Source organism: Halarcobacter sp., from assembly GCF_963675975.1.
Lineage (GTDB): Bacteria > Campylobacterota > Campylobacteria > Campylobacterales > Arcobacteraceae > Halarcobacter.
This window is the reverse complement of the sequence record NZ_OY780939.1, coordinates 1,825,642-1,843,992: the sequence shown is the minus strand read 5'-3', so window position 1 is coordinate 1,843,992 and position 18,351 is coordinate 1,825,642. Positions and strand designations below refer to the sequence as shown.

15 protein-coding genes are annotated in these 18,351 nt (G+C 29.5%); 9 read left to right on the top strand and 6 right to left on the bottom strand.

Features of this window, described 5'->3' with window-relative positions:
• Genes ACKU3H_RS09075 through ACKU3H_RS09060 form a run of 4 tightly spaced genes read left to right on the top strand, consistent with a single transcriptional unit; the run spans nt 1 to nt 4,610 of the window.
• A complete protein-coding gene (locus ACKU3H_RS09075; protein WP_320033529.1) occupies nt 1-1,431 on the top strand; it encodes a TolC family protein in 1,431 nt (476 codons plus the stop codon).
• Complete coding sequence (locus tag ACKU3H_RS09070) at nt 1,418-3,523, top strand: FUSC family protein (protein WP_320033528.1); 2,106 nt, start codon at nt 1,418-1,420, stop codon at nt 3,521-3,523. Before ACKU3H_RS09075 ends, ACKU3H_RS09070 begins: the two co-directional genes overlap by 14 nt.
• Complete coding sequence (locus ACKU3H_RS09065) at nt 3,523-3,723, top strand: DUF1656 domain-containing protein (RefSeq protein WP_320033527.1); 201 nt, start codon at nt 3,523-3,525, stop codon at nt 3,721-3,723. The genes ACKU3H_RS09070 and ACKU3H_RS09065 overlap by 1 nt, the downstream gene beginning before the upstream one ends.
• A gap of 8 nt (nt 3,724-3,731) precedes the next feature.
• On the top strand, nt 3,732-4,610 hold the full coding sequence (locus tag ACKU3H_RS09060) for an efflux RND transporter periplasmic adaptor subunit (protein ID WP_320033526.1): 879 nt from the start codon (nt 3,732-3,734) through the stop codon (nt 4,608-4,610).
• Here ACKU3H_RS09060 and ACKU3H_RS09055 read toward each other — a convergent pair.
• Nucleotides 4,607-5,425: a LysR family transcriptional regulator gene (locus ACKU3H_RS09055; protein WP_320033525.1), complete on the bottom strand. Its 819-nt coding sequence runs from the start codon at nt 5,423-5,425 to the stop codon at nt 4,607-4,609. The genes ACKU3H_RS09060 and ACKU3H_RS09055 overlap by 4 nt on opposite strands.
• A 9-nt stretch (nt 5,426-5,434) precedes the next feature.
• Nucleotides 5,435-6,178 (bottom strand): sulfite exporter TauE/SafE family protein, encoded by a 744-nt coding sequence (locus ACKU3H_RS09050; protein WP_320033524.1) that lies wholly within the window; start codon nt 6,176-6,178, stop codon nt 5,435-5,437.
• Nucleotides 6,179-6,335: 157 nt separating this feature from the next.
• On the opposite strand from ACKU3H_RS09050, the gene ACKU3H_RS09045 reads away from it, so the two are divergent.
• On the top strand, nt 6,336-6,680 hold the full coding sequence (locus tag ACKU3H_RS09045; protein WP_320033523.1) for a DUF6172 family protein: 345 nt from the start codon (nt 6,336-6,338) through the stop codon (nt 6,678-6,680).
• Nucleotides 6,681-6,697: 17 nt separating this feature from the next.
• On the opposite strand, the gene ACKU3H_RS09040 is transcribed toward ACKU3H_RS09045, so the two are convergent.
• From ACKU3H_RS09040 to htpG, 3 genes are all read right to left on the bottom strand, one after another.
• Nucleotides 6,698-7,030, bottom strand: a complete 333-nt coding sequence (locus tag ACKU3H_RS09040) for a HepT-like ribonuclease domain-containing protein (protein ID WP_320033522.1) — start codon at nt 7,028-7,030, stop codon at nt 6,698-6,700.
• Nucleotides 7,023-7,319 (bottom strand): nucleotidyltransferase domain-containing protein, encoded by a 297-nt coding sequence (locus tag ACKU3H_RS09035; RefSeq protein WP_320033521.1) that lies wholly within the window; start codon nt 7,317-7,319, stop codon nt 7,023-7,025. Before ACKU3H_RS09035 ends, ACKU3H_RS09040 begins: the two co-directional genes overlap by 8 nt.
• Nucleotides 7,320-7,535: 216 nt before the next feature.
• Complete coding sequence (htpG, locus tag ACKU3H_RS09030; RefSeq protein WP_320033520.1) at nt 7,536-9,449, bottom strand: molecular chaperone HtpG; 1,914 nt, start codon at nt 9,447-9,449, stop codon at nt 7,536-7,538.
• A gap of 165 nt (nt 9,450-9,614) precedes the next feature.
• Between htpG and ciaB the strand changes: the two genes are divergently transcribed.
• From ciaB to ACKU3H_RS09010, 4 genes are all read left to right on the top strand, one after another.
• A complete protein-coding gene (gene ciaB / locus ACKU3H_RS09025) occupies nt 9,615-11,495 on the top strand; it encodes an invasion protein CiaB (protein ID WP_320033519.1) in 1,881 nt (626 codons plus the stop codon).
• A gap of 136 nt (nt 11,496-11,631) precedes the next feature.
• Nucleotides 11,632-12,681 (top strand): TIGR03032 family protein, encoded by a 1,050-nt coding sequence (locus tag ACKU3H_RS09020; protein ID WP_320033518.1) that lies wholly within the window; start codon nt 11,632-11,634, stop codon nt 12,679-12,681.
• Nucleotides 12,682-12,709: 28 nt separating this feature from the next.
• Nucleotides 12,710-17,431: an Ig-like domain-containing protein gene (locus tag ACKU3H_RS09015; RefSeq protein ID WP_320033517.1), complete on the top strand. Its 4,722-nt coding sequence runs from the start codon at nt 12,710-12,712 to the stop codon at nt 17,429-17,431.
• Nucleotides 17,432-17,435: 4 nt separating this feature from the next.
• Nucleotides 17,436-17,723 carry a hypothetical protein gene (locus ACKU3H_RS09010; protein ID WP_320033516.1) on the top strand — a complete coding sequence of 96 codons (288 nt, stop codon included), beginning with the start codon at nt 17,436-17,438 and terminating at the stop codon, nt 17,721-17,723.
• A 16-nt stretch (nt 17,724-17,739) separates the two neighbouring features.
• Here ACKU3H_RS09010 and ACKU3H_RS09005 read toward each other — a convergent pair whose 3' ends face one another.
• The gene (locus ACKU3H_RS09005; RefSeq protein ID WP_320033515.1) at nt 17,740-18,348 is read right to left on the bottom strand and encodes a hypothetical protein; all 609 of its coding nucleotides are present in this window, start codon (nt 18,346-18,348) and stop codon (nt 17,740-17,742) included.
• Nucleotides 18,349-18,351: the final 3 nt, after the last annotated feature.

The following is an 18,351-nucleotide window of genomic DNA, read 5'->3' as shown; positions in this document are numbered from 1 at the left end:
ATGAGAAATTTAGTACTTATATTTATATCACTTTATATTTTAACAGGTTGTGTTCCTAAAGTTGAAAAAATTAAAAAATTTGATAACAGTAAAATTAACAAAGAATTAAAAACAGACCTAAATAAGTTCAATAGTTCAGAACTTTCTTTAAATACACAATGGTGGAAAAAGTTTAAAGATGAACAACTAAACTCTTTGATAAATGAAGCCCTAAATAATGCCCCAACTTTAAAAATATTAAAAACAAGATATAAAAGTGCACAATCTATTGTTGAGATAAACAAAGCTTTAAAAAAGCCAACAGTTGGAATAGATGGTAATGTTTCAAGACAAAGATATAGTGAGAACTATATCTTCCCTGATCCACTAGGTGGGGGTTATTATAATCTTTATGACCAAGGTTTAGGGTTAAACTATGATTTTGATTTTTGGGATAAAAACTCTTCTTTAATAAGAGCATCAATAAATAAATCTTTAGCTCAAAAGTTGTATATACAAGTAAAAAAAATAGCAATGACAACTTCTATTGTAAAACTGTATGCCACACTAAATTATAAAAAAGAGCAATTAGAAAAAATAAAAGTTTTAGAAAAAAACATTGAAGAGAAACATCATATTTTAAACACTTTACATGAATTAGGGTTGGCAAACCAAATAGAGATAAATAGAAGTAGTACTTCTCTTGAAAAAGTAAAGCAAAACTCTTTAGATCTAAAAATTGAGATTGAAGACTTGAAAAAATCTCTTTCTATAGTTTCAGGGCTTATGCCTTCAAAGATTGATAAACTAAAAAGAGTATCAAGTTTTGATAAATATAAAGTTTTTGTTCCTAAAGATATCCATTTGGATGTGTTATCACATAGACCAGATATTGCCATTCAAAAATATCTACTTCTAAGTAAAAATGAGTATATCACAAATGCAAAAGCACAGTTTTATCCAAACATTAGTCTTAGTGGTTTGTTAGGTTTTACATCTTTTTCTTGGGCTAGTTTATTTGATAAAAGCTCTTATGCACCATATATTGGCTCAGCTATCTCACTTCCTTTATTTGATGGGAATAGAAGAGAAAACAATTTAAATATAAAAACTGATGAATACAATATTCAAGTACAAGAATATAACCAAAGTGTAATAAAAGCTATAAATGAAGTTGTAGCTTCATTAAAAAAGTTTGAACTAAACAAATCTAAAATCAAAGTTCAAAACAATATTTTAAAAAGCAAAGAAAAAAACCTAGATATTGAGAGAAAAATATTCAAGTTAGGTCTTAAAAATAAAATATCTTATATTGACTCAAAACTAAGCTTAATTGATGAAGAGATTACTAAACTATCTTTGAAAAACAATGAGTTAAATGCTCAAATTGATTTAATCAAAGCTTTAGGTGGTGGTTATAAAGAGAAAGGAACTTCTCTTGACAATAACTAAACAATACATCAAAACTGCTTCACAAGAGTGGCTAAGTAAAGACTTACCAAATTTTACTTATGTTTTCAAATCTGTTGCTGCATGTTTGATGGCACTATCTTTATGTATTGTATTTAATTTATCTATGCCACAAACATCAGTTTTCACAGTGTTTATTGTGATGCAACCATTTAGTGGACCAGTATTTTCAAAAAGTTTTTATAGACTTATTGGAACTGTTTTAGGTACAACTATGGCTATTACTTTTATAGCTTTATTTGCACAAGATAGAGTTTCATTTACTATATTTTTTGCATTGTGGGCAGGAGTTTGTGCAGCTATTGGGTTTATGGCAAGAAACTTTATGTCTTATGGATTTGTTATGTCTGGATATACAATTGCTGTTGTAACTATGCCTATTATTCAAACTCCAGCTGAGATATTCACTTTTGGTATTGATAGATTTTTTGAAGTTATGATTGGCTTGATTTCTGCAAGTTTTATTAGTGAAGTTTTATTTCCTCAAAGTTTAAGTAAAACACTAATAAAAAGTGAAAAGAGTAAATTCAATCTTCTTATTAATACCTTTTCAAATGTAAAAAATATATTTTCTTTTGATAGTTCGGCAGTTAATTATAATAGAGATATTTTAGGAACGGATAGTTTAAGAGTAAATAGTAACTTTGAAACTAGTATTTCAAAAAGAGATAGTGTTTATTACAAAAGATTAAACTATGAATTTATGCATATCAGTACAACTTTTTTATCACTAAGAAATATCATCAATAATAGTAAAGATAATACTGTATTTATAGATAGTTTGAAAAATATTTATGAAAATATAGAAACAACGCTAAAAGAGTTTCATGAAAAACAGCTAGAAGAAAAAAATATAAATACACTTTTATTTGAATTGAAAAAAACAAAAGCTCTTACTCAAAAAGTTGTAGAAGAGGAAAAAGTAAAACTAAACCTAGAAGATGATTTTGAACTAAAAAATGATTTTAAAGCTATCTGTTTTTTACTAGAGAGACTACAAAATGAATTATATGAATATGCAAATACTTATCTTTCTTTTATCAAAAAAGATACAAAAATAAAAGATGAAAAAAACTTTGTTCAAAACTTGAAGTTCTCAACTTATAGTGACAATCTTTTGATTTTGTTGATGGTTGTAAGAGCAACATCTGCACTTATTGCGATGATGGTACTTTGGATGATATCAGGTTGGGAATATGCAGCTTTTGGAGTTATTCCTGCTATTGCAAATACTTTACTTCTAAGTACAGCACCAAACCCAAAAGGGATAATAAATAGTACAATTATTGGTACAATCATAGGTTTGATAATCACACCAATTTATAACTTTTATATTATTCCATCTTTTGTGATTGATTTACCAACTATGTGTCTTGCTTTGACTCCTATGTTTGCACTACTTTCATTGATGATGGTTTTACCAGGAAAAAGTTTTATAGGCTTTGGTATTCTTTTAGTATTTATTACAACAATTGCGGTAAACACATCTTATCATTCTGATTTTGCTTTCTTCTTTGGAACAGCAATGGCTACAATAGTTGGATTAATAATATCAACACTAAGTTATATGCTTTTTGATTTTACATCTAATTCTTGGATTGAATCAAGAGTTAAAAAAGTTCTAAGTAAACAAATAAACATCCTAATAAAAGATGACTTATCACTTCAAAGAGCAAAACTTGAGATGCTAAACTTTGATTTGATGCAAAGATATTCTGTAGTTGGAAGACTAGATACAAATACAAACTCAAAAATCTTTACTTGGATTTTATCAACTGTTGAGATTGGTAAAGCAATCATCACTATTAGAAAAAGAGCAAGCCTATTTGAGGGAAGAAAACCTATACAAATTAGACTGATTTTAAACAATATTGAAAAATACTTTGACCTAAAAGACAAAACAGATAAAACTGTTTATAGAAGAAAAATAGAGAAACTAATGCATGACTTAGAAAACAAGAAATTGACCTCTGCAAATGAACAAAAACTGCTAAATGTGATTACAACTGAGGTTAGTATTATCTATTCGATTATAAAAAATACAGAGTTTTTACCTATTCAAGGAGATAAATAATGGATCCAATAATATCACTAATGGGAGTTCAAATCCCTGCACTAATTCTATTATTTGTAGTTGCAGGTGTTATACAACTTGCTTTAAACAGAGTTTTACTTGATTTAAGAGTTTATGAGTTTGTCTGGCATCCCGGACTTTTTAGAGCTGCACTTTTTATGTGCGTATTTTCAACAATTTCACTACTAATTTATAAATAAGGATATTAATGAACAAAACAATTATAAAACTAATAAGATATCTAATCACATTTGCAATCGTTGCAGTTGCTATTGTGTTGACTGTAAACCTATGGAATAACTATATTGATTCTCCTTGGACAAGAGATGGAAGAATCAGAGCAGATATAACACTTGTGGCACCAGATGTTGAAGGACTTGTTTCTAAACTATATGTTAAAGATAATCAATATGTTAAAAAAGGGGACAAACTTTTTGAAATCGATAAAAAAAGATTTGAAGCAGAGGTTTTTACACTTGAATCTATAGTAAAAGCTAAAAAAGCAAACTACAATATGAAAAAAGCTAAATATGAAAAAAGAATCAAAGCTAGTGATTCTATTGTGCCAAAAGATGTAAAAGATGATGCAAAATATAGTTTAATAATGGCAAAAGAGGATTTAAATGAATCAAAAGCAAGATTAGATTTGGCAAAACTTGATTTACAAAGAGCAACAATCTATGCTCCAACAAATGGTTGGGTAAATAACCTACTTGTAAAAGAAGGTGACTTTGTAAAAGTTGGACAAAGCCATCTGTCAATCCTAAACGAAAACAGTTTTTGGGTTTATGGGTATTTTGAAGAACATAAAATACCAAAAATAAAAGTTGGAGATAAAGCTGTTATGAAGCCTCTTGGAACTGATTATGTTTTAAAAGGGCATATTGAAAGTATCGCAAGTGGTATAACGGATAGAGATAATGACAGAGGAAGTGGACTTTTAGCAAATGTAAACCCATCTTTTACTTGGGTTAAATTAGCTCAAAGAATCCCTGTAAGAATCGCTATAGATGAAGTTCCAGAAGATTATATTTTAAGAGCTGGTGTTACTTGTATGATTGAAGTAAACAACAAACATAAAAACTAAAGAGTGATTTGTCTTAAATATCCTTCTATCATAGGAAGGTAATCCTTCCTACAGATTAGATATGTATCCAACCTAAAATCCATACTTGTGATTTTTAGTTTGTTTTCATATCCAAACTTTTCAATAATCTCTCTTGAAAAAAGTGCAACTCCATATCCAGTTTTTACGCAAGATAAAATCAACTCATAGTTTTCTATGTTCACTTTTTTGTATTGAACTTTTTTCTCTTCTGTTAGATACTCTTCTAGAAATATTCTATTTAAACATCCATTTTTATATGAATAGATTATGTTTTCTGGTTCTTTGTCTTTTGGCTCAACCAATACAATATCCTCTTTAAAAACATTTAAAACCTCTAAATCTTTTTGTTTTGGTTTTCCATTTACAAAAGCTATATCAAGTTTATAATCTAACAATTGCTCAATAAGATTTAAACTACTATCAACTACAAACTCCAACTTCATATCTTTGAAGTCTTTATCAAGTTTATCTATAAACTTTGAAAGTCTTATTGTAGTATTTGATTGGGTTGAGCCAATTCTAAGCAACTCTTGGTGGTTTATATTTCGTATTTTTAAAGTTGCTTCTTCAACTTTTTTTACAATATCAACCGCATAAGGGAAAAACTTCTCACCCTCTTGAGTTAAAACTACACCTTTGTTTGTTCGGTGAAACAACTCTTGCCCTAAAATCTTTTCAAGCTGTTTTATACGAAGAGTCATATTTGACTGAGTGAAGCCTAACTCTTTTGCACCATTTGAGATACTTTTTGTGTTTGCAACTGCTATAAAAACTTTTAGAAGATTTGAATCCATATTTGTATCCTAAAAACTTATTGTTTGAACAACTAACATTGAAGCTATTATAAAAAGAAGAACTTTTAAAATCTTCACATATAGTTTTGCGTCGATTAGTTTTTTAACCTTTATTCCTAAAAACATACCTATAAATGTAGCAGCAAGCCCTATCATAGAGATATTAAAATCCTCAACAGTAAAACTTCCATGAAGTAAGAAAACCGTGATTTGCCCAATCTTTGTAAACAAAAAACAAAGATTTGATAACTGTACTGTATCTTTTCTAGAATATTTTAACTCTAATGTATACATAATCATAAGAGGTGCAACTATATTTGTAAGTCCCGATAACATACCACCAAAAATACCCAAACCATAAGTTGAACTTCGTGGATATTTTGATACAAAAGTCGCTTCTATTTTAACAACTGATTGAAGAAGATACAAAAATATAATACCAGCAAGTAGAAGTTTAAACAAATCAGAGTTTGTATAAAGAAGTAAAACAGTACCTAAAGCACTTCCTATTACCATCAAAGTTATGATAAACCAAAACTTTTTTAAAGCCTCTAAAAACTTGCCTTCACTTAAAATACTTAAAATATTTGCACCCATAGTTGGAATAAGCATATATAAAATAGTAGTTTGCATATCAGTAAAAAGTGCGATGATAGGAGTAGAAATCATCCCAAAACCAAAACCAATAGCCCCATGAACAGTTGAAGCAAAAAACAGTGTCAAGCATAGAGCTAAAATAAAAGTGTATTCCATATGAGAATCCTTAATATTACATATAATCATTTGTAATACCAAAAGCTATTACTAATCATTATATCAGAATTGACTAAATTGTTTATAAATCCATAATAAAAATACAAAACAGTCTAAAAGTTGAGAAAAATGGATACAATTGCAAAAAAGGAAATTTTTGAAAAAAACTTTTAAACTACAAGTTGAAAATAAAAACCCTGATAGAGTTTTAGAATCTATCAAACATGAAATAAGAAAATATATAAAAAGAGAACAAAGAAAACCTCTACCAAAAGAGAAAGACTTTTGGTTTTTTGATTGTAAATTTGCAAAAGATGAAGAAACACCAGTAGAGATTCAGTTTTCTGATATTATGAGATTTGTTAACGAGGCAGCTCAAGAAAACTGTAAAACTTTTTATTTAGAGATTCTTTCAAGAGCAGAAGAAAAAAAGAAAACACTTGATGATGAAGATATTGAAGAAATACCTGAATTATCAGAAGATGATATGAAAGAGGATTAATCCTCTTTTATAATTTTCTAATCTAAAATATCTTCAATATCCTTTTTTAATGGTTTTATTTTTAGAGTAATTATTTCCCAAATTTCATCTGCATCTATACCAAAATAATTATGTGCAACTATATTTCTAAAACCTTTAATCTTATGCCATGGAATATTAGAATGTTGTGTTTTAAATGTTTCATCAATTTTCGAAATCATCTCACCTATAATTACAAACTGCATCATTGTTGCATCAAAGTCTCTCTCTGCATGATAGAAGTCGTCTGCATTTGAATATTCTTTTGTATATTTTTCAATCTTCTCTATTGCTTCAATAATAGATAGCAAAGAAAGTTTAGTTTTAGACATAAACTACTTCTTTAAGGATTTCTTCTTTTGCCATAGGTTTTAAATATTTTTCTCTTGCAATATCAACATTTAAATTAAAATGGCTTTCTAAAATATTTTTAAATTTAGACTTTTTTTCATATATATCGGAAAGATTATTTTCAAGTTCAATAAGAATATCAATATCACTATTTTCACTCGCTTCATCTTTTACATATGAACCAAAAAGACCAAGTTTAGTAATACCAAACTTTTGTGAAAATTCATTTTTGTGCTCTTTTAAATAGTTAATAATATATTCTTTTGTCACATTTAATCCTTATTTGTGAAATATTATAACATAAATCCATATTCTATGTTATAACGAATAAAAAAGAAATTGAAAATATTTTTACTAACTAAAAGAACTAGTTGTATGTAGATTCAAGGCGCGAATAGTTTTTATTGAAAGAGATTAAAAGAGGTAAGTGACTGAGAGAAAAACTATTTGCAACGCTGAAGATGCGTGCAAATAGTTCTTTTATTTTTAAAGTGCTTTTGCTGTGATTCTACTTAGTCTTTGTGCAAATGCAACTGTATCAGTGATTTCCATACCTTCACTCAATTTAGCTTGATCTAGCAGTACCCAAGATACATCAGATACAAGACTGTCATCACTTAAACCATTTAGTTTAGTAACGATTTCATGGTCTGGGTTAATCTCTAAGATTGGAGCAGTTTCTGGCATCTCTTGTCCCATTGCTCTCATCATTTGAGCCATTTGTTGCATTTGTGCATCACCTGCATCTTTTACAACACAAGATGGAGATTCTGAAAGTCTGTTAGTTACTTTTACTTCTTTAACAGCTTCACCTAAAACCTCTTTGATTTTTTCTGTGATATCTTTGAATTTTTCTTCAACTTCTTTTTTCTCTTCTTCTGTTTGCTCTACTTTTGGAGCTTCACAAGCAGTGATATCTTTAAATTCCCACTCTTTATATGCACCATACATTGGAGTGATGATTTCATCAATCTCTTTATCATCTAAGATAAGAACTTCAATATCATTTTTCTTATATGCTTCTAAAAGTGGAGAATTTCTTAGAACATTTTCATTGTCACCAACGATATAGTAGATTGCTTTTTGTTCACTATCTGCTCTATCTTTATAGCTTTCTAAAGATGTCATTTCACCTTTTTCTACTTTTGATGATTTAAATCTAATTAGTTCAAGAAGTAAATCTTTATTTGTAAAGTCTTGGTAAGCACCCTCTTTTAAAGGTCTGTTATATTGCTCAATAAACTCTTTGTATTTTTCTTCATCTTTAGCTAGTTTTTTAATTTCACCAAGGATTTTTTTAACTGAACCTTGTTTGATATTTGCTAAGATTCTGTTTTCTTGTAAGATTTCTCTAGATACATTTAGTGGTAAATCTTCAGAATCAATAATACCTCTAACAAATCTTAAATATGTTGGTAAAAGTTCTTTTTCATCATCCGTGATAAATACTCTTTTAACATATAGTTTAACACCTGGTTGATAATCAGCTCTATACATATCCATTGGAGCAGTTTTTGGAATATAAAATAGTGTTGTATATTCGTTTACACCTTCAGCTTTTGTGTGAACTGTAAGCATTGGATCTTGAGAATCATGAGAGATAGATTTATAAAAATCGTTATACTCTTCTTCTTTTAATTTTGATTTTGGTTGCATCCAAAGTGCAGTTGCTTCGTTTGCTTTTTCTCTTTTATTTTCAATTGTTTTTTTAGGTTCTTTACCTGCTTTTTTATCCTCTTCACTTAACTCTTCAGTTACTTCTTCACTAAAGTTTAAGAAGATTGGATATGCAATATGGTTAGAGTATTTTTTAACAATAGTTTCTACTCTATATTTAGAAGTATAATCTTCAACTTCTTCATCTTTTAGTTTGATATAAATAACAGTTCCATTTGAATCTTTAACACAAGGTGCTAAATCAAACTCACCAGTACCAGTACTTGACCATTTGTAAGCTGTTTCTTCCCCTGCTTTTTTAGAGATAACATCTACTTTGTCTGCTACCATAAATACAGAATAAAAACCAACACCAAATTGTCCAATTAGATTTGAATCTTTTTTTGCATCACCAGTTAAAGCTTCAACAAAAGATTTTGTTCCTGATTTTGCTATTGTACCAATTGAAGCGATTAAATCCTCTTCATTCATACCAATACCATTATCAGCAATAGTGATTGATTTGTCTTCAACATCTAGTTTGATATTAATAGTTCCAGCCCAATCTTCAGGAAGAGCTGCTTTCATTTTTTCGTCAGTTAATTTTAAATAGTTTAGTTTATCAATTGCATCACTTGCATTTGATACAAGCTCTCTTATAAAAATCTCTTTATTTGAATATAAAGAGTGTGTCATTAAATGTAGTAATTGTCCTACTTCTGTCTGAAATTGATGTTTTGCCATGAATTTCTCCTGTAAATTAAATTTTTAATATATGAATTTTATCAAAACTTTATAAAAGGAAGCTAAAGTTTTTACTCTTTTTAGCACTTTTTATATTTAAGTGCTAAGTTAAGTTAATTTAATGTTTCAATAAGATAAAATAACTCCTATATAAAAGGATATATTATGGAAAATAAAAAATTTATCAATGACCTGACAGAAGTTTATGAATTTTTAGATGCACAAAAAAATAGTGTAAATAAACTAATATCATATTTAGAAAACAACGAATTTGAAAAACTAACTATTATAGATGATTTTGCAAAAGCTTTAGACTTAGAGATGAAAGATGATTTAAGAGTTGCTCTTATTACAAGATTAGTAAACCTAAGAGATGATTCATTAGTTCAAGTTCTTAAAAAACTTGGAAAAAATGAAAAAGAAGTGATAGCTTTACAAGAAAAAGCTTATATCTTTGTAAGAGATTTTTGGCACGAAAAACATAAAAATACAATCAATTATATGAAAACAAACGATCTTTTAACACCTTTTTATCAAGCAATTTTTGAAGGTGTTTACGAGGTGGGGCTTAAAATGTCATCATGGCAAAGTGCTTGGACCTCTCATATTATAAATGGAGTAAATAAAGAGCTTCTAGCTATGTTTGATGGAGATGATAAAAAAGTATATGAATACTTGGAAGAAAACTCACTATTTGACTTAGGACACAATGGTATAGTTGCAGACAGATCATATTCTGCTTTAGTATTAGAAGATGGAAAATATTCATCAAAAGCATATATCAAAGCTTTTAAAGAGCAAACTACTGCTGTAGTTGATGCTTTAGAAAAGTTTGAAGAGAGTTTAATTGAACTTGAAGATGAGATTTATGAAGAGAAATGGAATTACATCTTATATATTCAAAGTCTAATCAAAGCTTTTAGTGAAGATAAAAACCATATGTTAGTTGAAAGATGGGCAGATGTAGATAGAGCTTGGATGAAAATAAAATCACCAGTTCAAATAGGACATCCACTTGAATACTACGAAGATCACTTTAGAAAAGCAGTTGCTTTAGAATGGGATATAAGACTTACAAACCCAAAATTTACTCAAAATGACCACAGAGTAAATAAAATAAAATCAGCTTTTGAAAAGATTTACAATAATACAGACAAAACAAAAGCTTATGAAGATATTTATAACTTCTCTTTAAAATCACTTGATAAAGTGCAATTGTATATAGGAAGACCTGCTTTATTTTTTGGAGCTGAGTTTAATGGACTATTTTCTGCACAAGTTGTACCAAATGATGAGATTGTATCAAAAGAGGAAGGTAAAAAAATCTTTGCCTTTGCTGATGAGATTTTACAAACAAGCAGAGCAAAACCATTTTTAAAACTATCACAAGAGATATTTGGGCAAAAGTTCCTTTCAGAAGATAGAACTTTCCTTTTCAACGAAGCTGAAGCTTGGCACCAAGTTTATGATATCACAACAATTGGGCATGAATATGGACATATTTTATGGTGTGATGAAGATACAGAATCAGTGATGAACAAAACAGGAAACTTTAAAAACATAGAAGAGTTCAAAGCTACAACAGGTGGTTTAATCTCTTTTTTCCTTGATGAATCAAATGATGAAAAAGATTTAGAAAAACAAGTATTAATAGATACTCTAAAAAGAGCTGTAGGTCTTATAGGTTGGATGGAAGTTGATGAAGTACAACCATACTATTGTGAAGGCTTAATCCACTTAAATGCTTTATTTGATACTAAAATCTTAGATTGGGCAGAAGAGGAACTAACAATTGATATCTCAGCTGTAAAATATGAAAAACTAAAAGAGTGGTATATCAACACATATACAGATTTAGCAAAACACTATTTAGATAAAAAAGATGCAACAGAATTTTTAAATAGATTTGCAAAAAGAGATGGAAAATACTTTATGCCAAACAACCCTAAAATAAACTCATTTGTAAAATACTACTTCAAAAGATATCAAGAGATAGGACAAGAGCTTGATACTCAAGATTCAAAAGAAAATTATATATTAAGATAAAAGAAGATTAAACCTTTCTTTTGTCAATTTTTAATCTTAAATTAAGTTTTCTAGTCTATTATTTAACTTACAATATAATATTTATTTAATTTATATATAAATAATTTTCTTATTTATATAAAAGAGGAAATAATTTTTGCTAATAGAAAAAACTAAAAAGCCGTTTAACTTATCTTTTTCATATAGTTTTTCAAGAATCTTACATGAATTAAATTCAACATTAGTAATATCCACGTATCAAGCAGAAAAGGTAATATTTCTTAGTGCTCAATCTTCCAATCAATTAATTCAATTACCAAGAACATTTACCTCTCCAATGGGACTTGCTTATGATAGAAATAAATTAGCAATAGCAACAAAAACAAATATTATTACACTAAGTTCAATTGAAAAGCAGGTTTTATTAAAAAAACAGAATAAATATGATGCATATTTTATACCTACTGCTTCTTTTTATACAGGATATTCACATTTACATGATATTGCTTTTGGAAAAGATAAGCTTTTTGCTGTAAATACAAACTTTTCTATAGTGGGAACTGTTAATATTGACTTTAACTTTACTCCTTACTGGAAACCTAATTTTATAAAAAATATAAACGGCGGTGATCAATGTCACTTAAATGGTTTGGCTATGGAAAATGGAGAACCAGGATATGTAACTGCTTTTTCAACCACAGATGAACCAAAAGGTTGGAAAAATACAGACTTTAAACAAGGAGTTTTAATTAATGTTAAAACAAATAAGATTGTTCAAAAAAATCTAAATATTCCCCATTCACCCAGATTTTATAAAAATAAAATCTATTTTTTGGAAAGTGCTAAAAGTAAATTAAATGAATATAACCCTATGACAGGAGAAACTACTACTGTTATTGAACTTAATGGCTTTGCTAGAGGGATGGATATTATTGAAGATATTGCATTTATAGGAATTTCTAAAATACGACCTTCCTCATCTATTTTTAATAATCTAAAGTATGAGAATAATGATTATTATGCAGGTGTTGTTGCTGTTAATTTACAAACAAAAAAAATCGTAGGTAAAATTGAATATTTAAATGATGTAAATGAAATTTATGATATTAAAATTTTACCTAATATAAAAAAAGCAAATATTATAGGCTTAAACGATGAACAATTCGATGCTATTTCTATGCCAAATAGTGGATTTTGGATTGATTAAATTTTTACAAGATAACAAAGGAAAATAAATGTTTTTAAAAAAAATAAATATTAGTACTGCAGTTGCGTTACTATTATGTTCATATAATATGCAAGCAGGTACACTTGGTACTGAATCAGGAGATTTTTCAGCAGATAAAACAACTCCTTTATATACAGTTTCAAGTGCCGGGACATGGACTGTAACAGGACAATTAGAACCAACTCCAAATTCTAGTGATGGTTTTTCTGTAAAAGTTCCAACAGGACAATTGCTTAAACAAGTATCTTTTTCACCTCCAGCAGAAGATCAAGCTAATGCTCATGTTTATTCTTTATCTGGATGTGGAATAAGTAATAGCTCGACATTAAACAAAACTTTTTCATCTCCTTCAACTTCTCAAAGTAATTGTACACTTCAATATTCTATACAATCTAATTTTAATACTTCAAATAAATCGTATACAGTTACTATTACAACAATAGATCTTAATAATAGTGCTCCAACAGATATATCACTGTCGTCAACAACAGGTTCTCTGACAGAAGGTGATTATTGGGGAACTGCATACTACAAAACAGGAATTATTGCAAGTGGTACCGATCCAAATGGAGATTCTCTAACTTTTTCTCTTGTGGCAAATGGAGCATCAGATAGTGGCACTTGTGGTACTGCAGGGGATGATGACAATGGTGATTTTACAATGGGGAAAAGTTGGTATGATGACCCAGGAGAATTAACAGATTTAGATAGTACATCAGGTTCTAAAACATTATCTAATGGTACATATAATGTTTGCATTGAAGCAGAAGATAACTGGGGAGCAACTTATCAAGAACCTTTTACTATAACAATTGGTAACTCAAACGATTCCGATAGCACCCTAAGCACAGGAGATGGAGTAGATGAAAGCACTACAATAAACGTCCCAACAACAGCTACTACGAGTGCAAATGCAGTAGAAGTATTTGACTTTGCAATAAATGATTTAGGAACAAGTGATGGCTTAGATACAACAATCACCTCTTTAGATATAAATGTAAGTGGAACAAATAACTCAAAACTAACCTACCTTCTAACAAACGCCACAAGTGGAGCAAACCAAGGAAGTGATTTAAGTAGTGCAATAACAGGAACATATAATACAGGAAAAGTAACTTTTGACTTAAGCTCAAATAATATAGTTGTAACTGATGGTTCAAGTGAAACTTATGTAGTAAAAGCATACTATAATGATAATACCTCTATTACAGATAATGCAGCTATAACTATAAGTATAGATGGTGATACAGATTTAACTGTAAGTAGTAGTGGCTCAACTATGGGAACTACAAGCCCAATTACAAATAGTGCTAATACAGCTTTAAGTGTAACAGTAACTGCGTTGAATTTCACAACCCAACCAGCAGGAAGTACAAGTGGTAGTGCACTAACAACCCAACCAGTAGTAAGTGCAGTAGATTCAGCAGGAAATGTAGATACAGACTTTACTGAAATTATATCATTAACAGAAGCAAGTGCGGGTACTTTAACAAATAATACAAAAGCAGCTGTAAGTGGTGTAGCTACCTTTAGTAATTTAACTTATACTGCAACAGCAGATCAACAAAGCTTCACCCTTACAGCAAATGATGTAGATGGAACAGGAAGTGATTTATCAACTGTAGATGCAAATGCAGTTACTTCTGATGTAGTAGCAACAAAACTAATCTTCACAACTCAACCTGCACCAACAACTATTTCAAGTGGAATATCAACAAATTTTTCAACTGTTCCAGTAGTAAAAGCAGTTGATGCAAATGATACTGTAGATACAGGTTACTCTACAAATATCGTTTTATCTGTCACTGATCCAAATGATGGAACAATTGATGGAACAGTAAACTCTTTAAGTGGTACAGGAGATTCAGATGGTTCAGGAACTACAGTTACTCTTGCTCCGTCAAGTGGAGTGACAACTTATACAGGATTAGCCCTGCAATACACAGATAGTGGTATTTCTAATACTATTGCATTAAGAGCAACATCAGGTGGTTTATCTGCAGTTAATAGTACAAGTATAACAACTTCAGATACAACAGCACCAAATGCACCATCTACACCAGACTTAACTGCTGCTTCTGATACAGGGAGTTCAAGTAGTGATAATATAACTTCAGATACAACACCAACATTTACTGGAACAGCAGAGGCAAATAGTACAGTAACTATTATTAGTTCTATAGATGGAACTATAGGAACAACTACAACTGATGGAAGTGGAAACTGGAGTTATACTTCTTCTGCATTAACTGCTGGTTCTCATAGTATTACAGCAACTGCTACAGATAGTGCAAATAATACTTCCTCTGCCTCTTCGGCTTTAAGTATTACAATTGACAACTCTGCACCAATTACTCCTTCTACACCAGATTTAGATGCCTCTTCAGATACAGGGAGTTCAAGCAGTGATAATATTACATCAGATACAACACTAACATTTAGTGGAACAGCAGAGGCAAATAGTACAGTAACTATTATTAGTTCTATAGATGGAACTATAGGAACAACTACAGCTGATGGAAGTGGAAACTGGAGCATTACTTCTTCTGCATTAACTTCTGGTTCTCATACTATTACAGCAACTGTAACGGATAGCGCAGGAAACACTTCAAATTCTTCTAGTGCATTAGCTATTACTATTGACACAACAGCCCCAACAATAAGTTCTTTATCACCTTCAGATAACTCAACAGATATAGGAACAACAGCTAATTTAGTAGTAACCTTTAATGAAAATATCATAAAAGGAACAGGAAATATAGTTATTAAAAATGCTTCAGATAATACTGCATTTGAAACTATTGCTGTAACAGATTCAAAAGTAAGTATTAGTGGTTCAACATTAACCATAAACCCAGCTGGAACATTTGATTTAAATGCTGGATATTATGTTCAAATTGCTTCTAATTCAATTGTTGATAGTGCAGGTAATTATTTTGCAGGTATTTCAAATACAACATCTTGGAACTTCACAACTGTTAATAACTCAACCCCAACAATAAGTGGAACAAATGGAGGACAAACAGTAAATGATACAAGTGGAGCAATAACACCATTTAATGCAGTAACATTAGCTGATAGTGATGGAGATAATATTTCTGTAACAATAAGCTTAGATGATAATGCTAAAGGTACCCTTTCAAGTACTTCTATTCCTAGCGGTTCAATAGCTTCTGTTCAAGCTGCTTTAAGAGCTATTACTTTTACTCCAGCTAGAAATAGAGTTGTTCCAGGTAGTAGTGAAGCAACAACTATTTCTATAAGAGTTGATGATGGTACTGTATTTACTACTGATTCTAATACAAGTATTATATCAACTTCTATAAATGATATTCCTAGAGATATTACTCTTAGTTCATCTTCTATAGATTATGATGCAGGAACTAATGCTACTGTTGGAACTTTAAATACTTCTGATGCTGACGTTTATACAGGCTTTACTTATACTTTAGTTGATAAAGACTCTTCAGCTAATGGTAGTTGTAGTTTAGATTCTAATAATAGTTTATTCTCTATTTCTGCTTCTGATCTATTAGTTTTAGATCCTTCTTCTATGGAGGGTGCATATAGTATTTGTGTTCAAACCAATGATGGTTTTACTACTTTCCAAAAAACTCTTTCTGTAAATGTTGGAGGAAAGAATGAACCTGTTATTGATAGTTTAACTGTTTCAAATCTAAATGATACTGCTGTTGATACTAATAACAATATTATTGTTTATAAAAACTATGGTACTAGAACAATTACTATTAATGCTAGTGATGCTGATTTAGATCCTTTAACTTATGATGTTTCTTTCTCTGATGATTCAATCTTTACTACTAAATCTTTAGCTGGTAATATTTTAACTTTAGCTTCTGATCCTGATACTAGTGGGAATAGTGATATTACTATTACTGTTAATGATGGAACTGATACTATATCAAAAACTTTTAATTTTAGAATCTTAACATTTAATGATGGGGATAATGTAAATGAAAGTGGTAGTGTTAGTATTGTTACTGATGAAAATGGTGATGAAGTTACTACTGTTGATGTTCCTAATGATAATTTAGTTGTTAAGAAAACTGTTAAAAGTGATGGTTCTACTGAGCAATCTATTATTATAGATGGTATTGAAAGTAAAGTTATCTCAGGTTCTCCTTCTTCTCAAATTGAAATTACAAATGAGGGTGTAACAACTTCTTTTTCTAGTAATGGTATAAATGCTAATGCTGATACTACTGTTTTAGGTAAAACTACTCATAGATTAATTTTAAATGGTCAGACTACTCAGGCTATTTCTAATGTTCTTGGTTCTACTACTACTATTTCTGAAGATGGTTCTGGTAATCCTCAGATTGTTACATCTGTAGGTAATTTTGAAGTTGATGCTAAGCCTGATGGTTCTGCTGTTCATATTGTTACTAATGGTTCTACTTCTTCTACTACTACTTCTTCTATTCTTGGTGCTAATACTGTTATTAATAGTGAAGAGGTTGAAACTTCTGCTGGTATTATCCCTTCAGGTTCTAGAATCATTAAAGCTAAATCTATTACTAAAAGTGATGGTACAACTATAACTAGATTTGTAGCTGTTGATGATGATAATAATGAAACTGTTTTAGGTACTACTTTAAGAGATGGTTCTGTATTTAATAATGGTAATACAGTTGAAATTTATGAGGATAATGGTGCTATATTTATGAAAGTTACTGCTCCTTTATCTACTGATTTAGTTGTGGAGTAATTTTATGAAATTTATTTATACTTTGTTTATTGCACTTTTTAGTTCAATTTTATTTTCTGCTTGCGGTGGTGGTGATGGGGGATTTGCTTTTATCCCTTCATCTGATGATGATGAACAGGAAACTATTGTAGTTTGTAGTTCTTCTAATGATATAAATACTTATAATACTTTAAATAGTGGGGACACTATTGTTAAGTCTTCTGAGAATACTGTTATCTCTGTTTTTCATGATAACAATAACAACAAAAATGTTTGTGTTGTCTCTGGAAACGCTTACATTATATCTAACTAGAAAGTTCTCTTACTTTCTAGTTTGTTTTAGCTTCCTTTATAAGAAACTCTTTTACATACTCTTTTTTATTTGCTAATTTACACCATCCAAAATTATCACAATATTCTATTTCTATAATTGCATCTTTTTTTAGGGATGAAAGAATTTTTGAATTAGGATAGGCTCTGTTATATATACTTATAATCTTTCCTGAGACTATCATTGTTTTATATTTTTTATCACTTGTCTTAGTATCTAAAGTTTTTGCCTCATCAATTTTTTCTTTTTTAACTTCTTTTAGTTTTTCTATCTCTTTTTTCAGTAAAAGAACTTGTTGTTTTAAATCTTCAACTTCACTATTGTCTTTTGAGTTTTCAACTTTTGCAACTTCCATATCATCACTAGTTAAAACTCTTTTTTCTTTGTATAATTCGGCCAAAATCAATTCAACTTTTTCGTTTAATGATTTAATATCATTTTCATTTAATTTGCTTTTTTCACTATTAATACTTACATCTTTTAAAAGTGATTCAAAGCCAACTTTAAATAAAAAAAGTTCTAACTCAGAAGGTTTAGTTGTTTCTTCACTTTCTTGAGCAAAAACTGAACTTAAACCCAAAAAAGCTATAAATAAATATTTAAACATAAA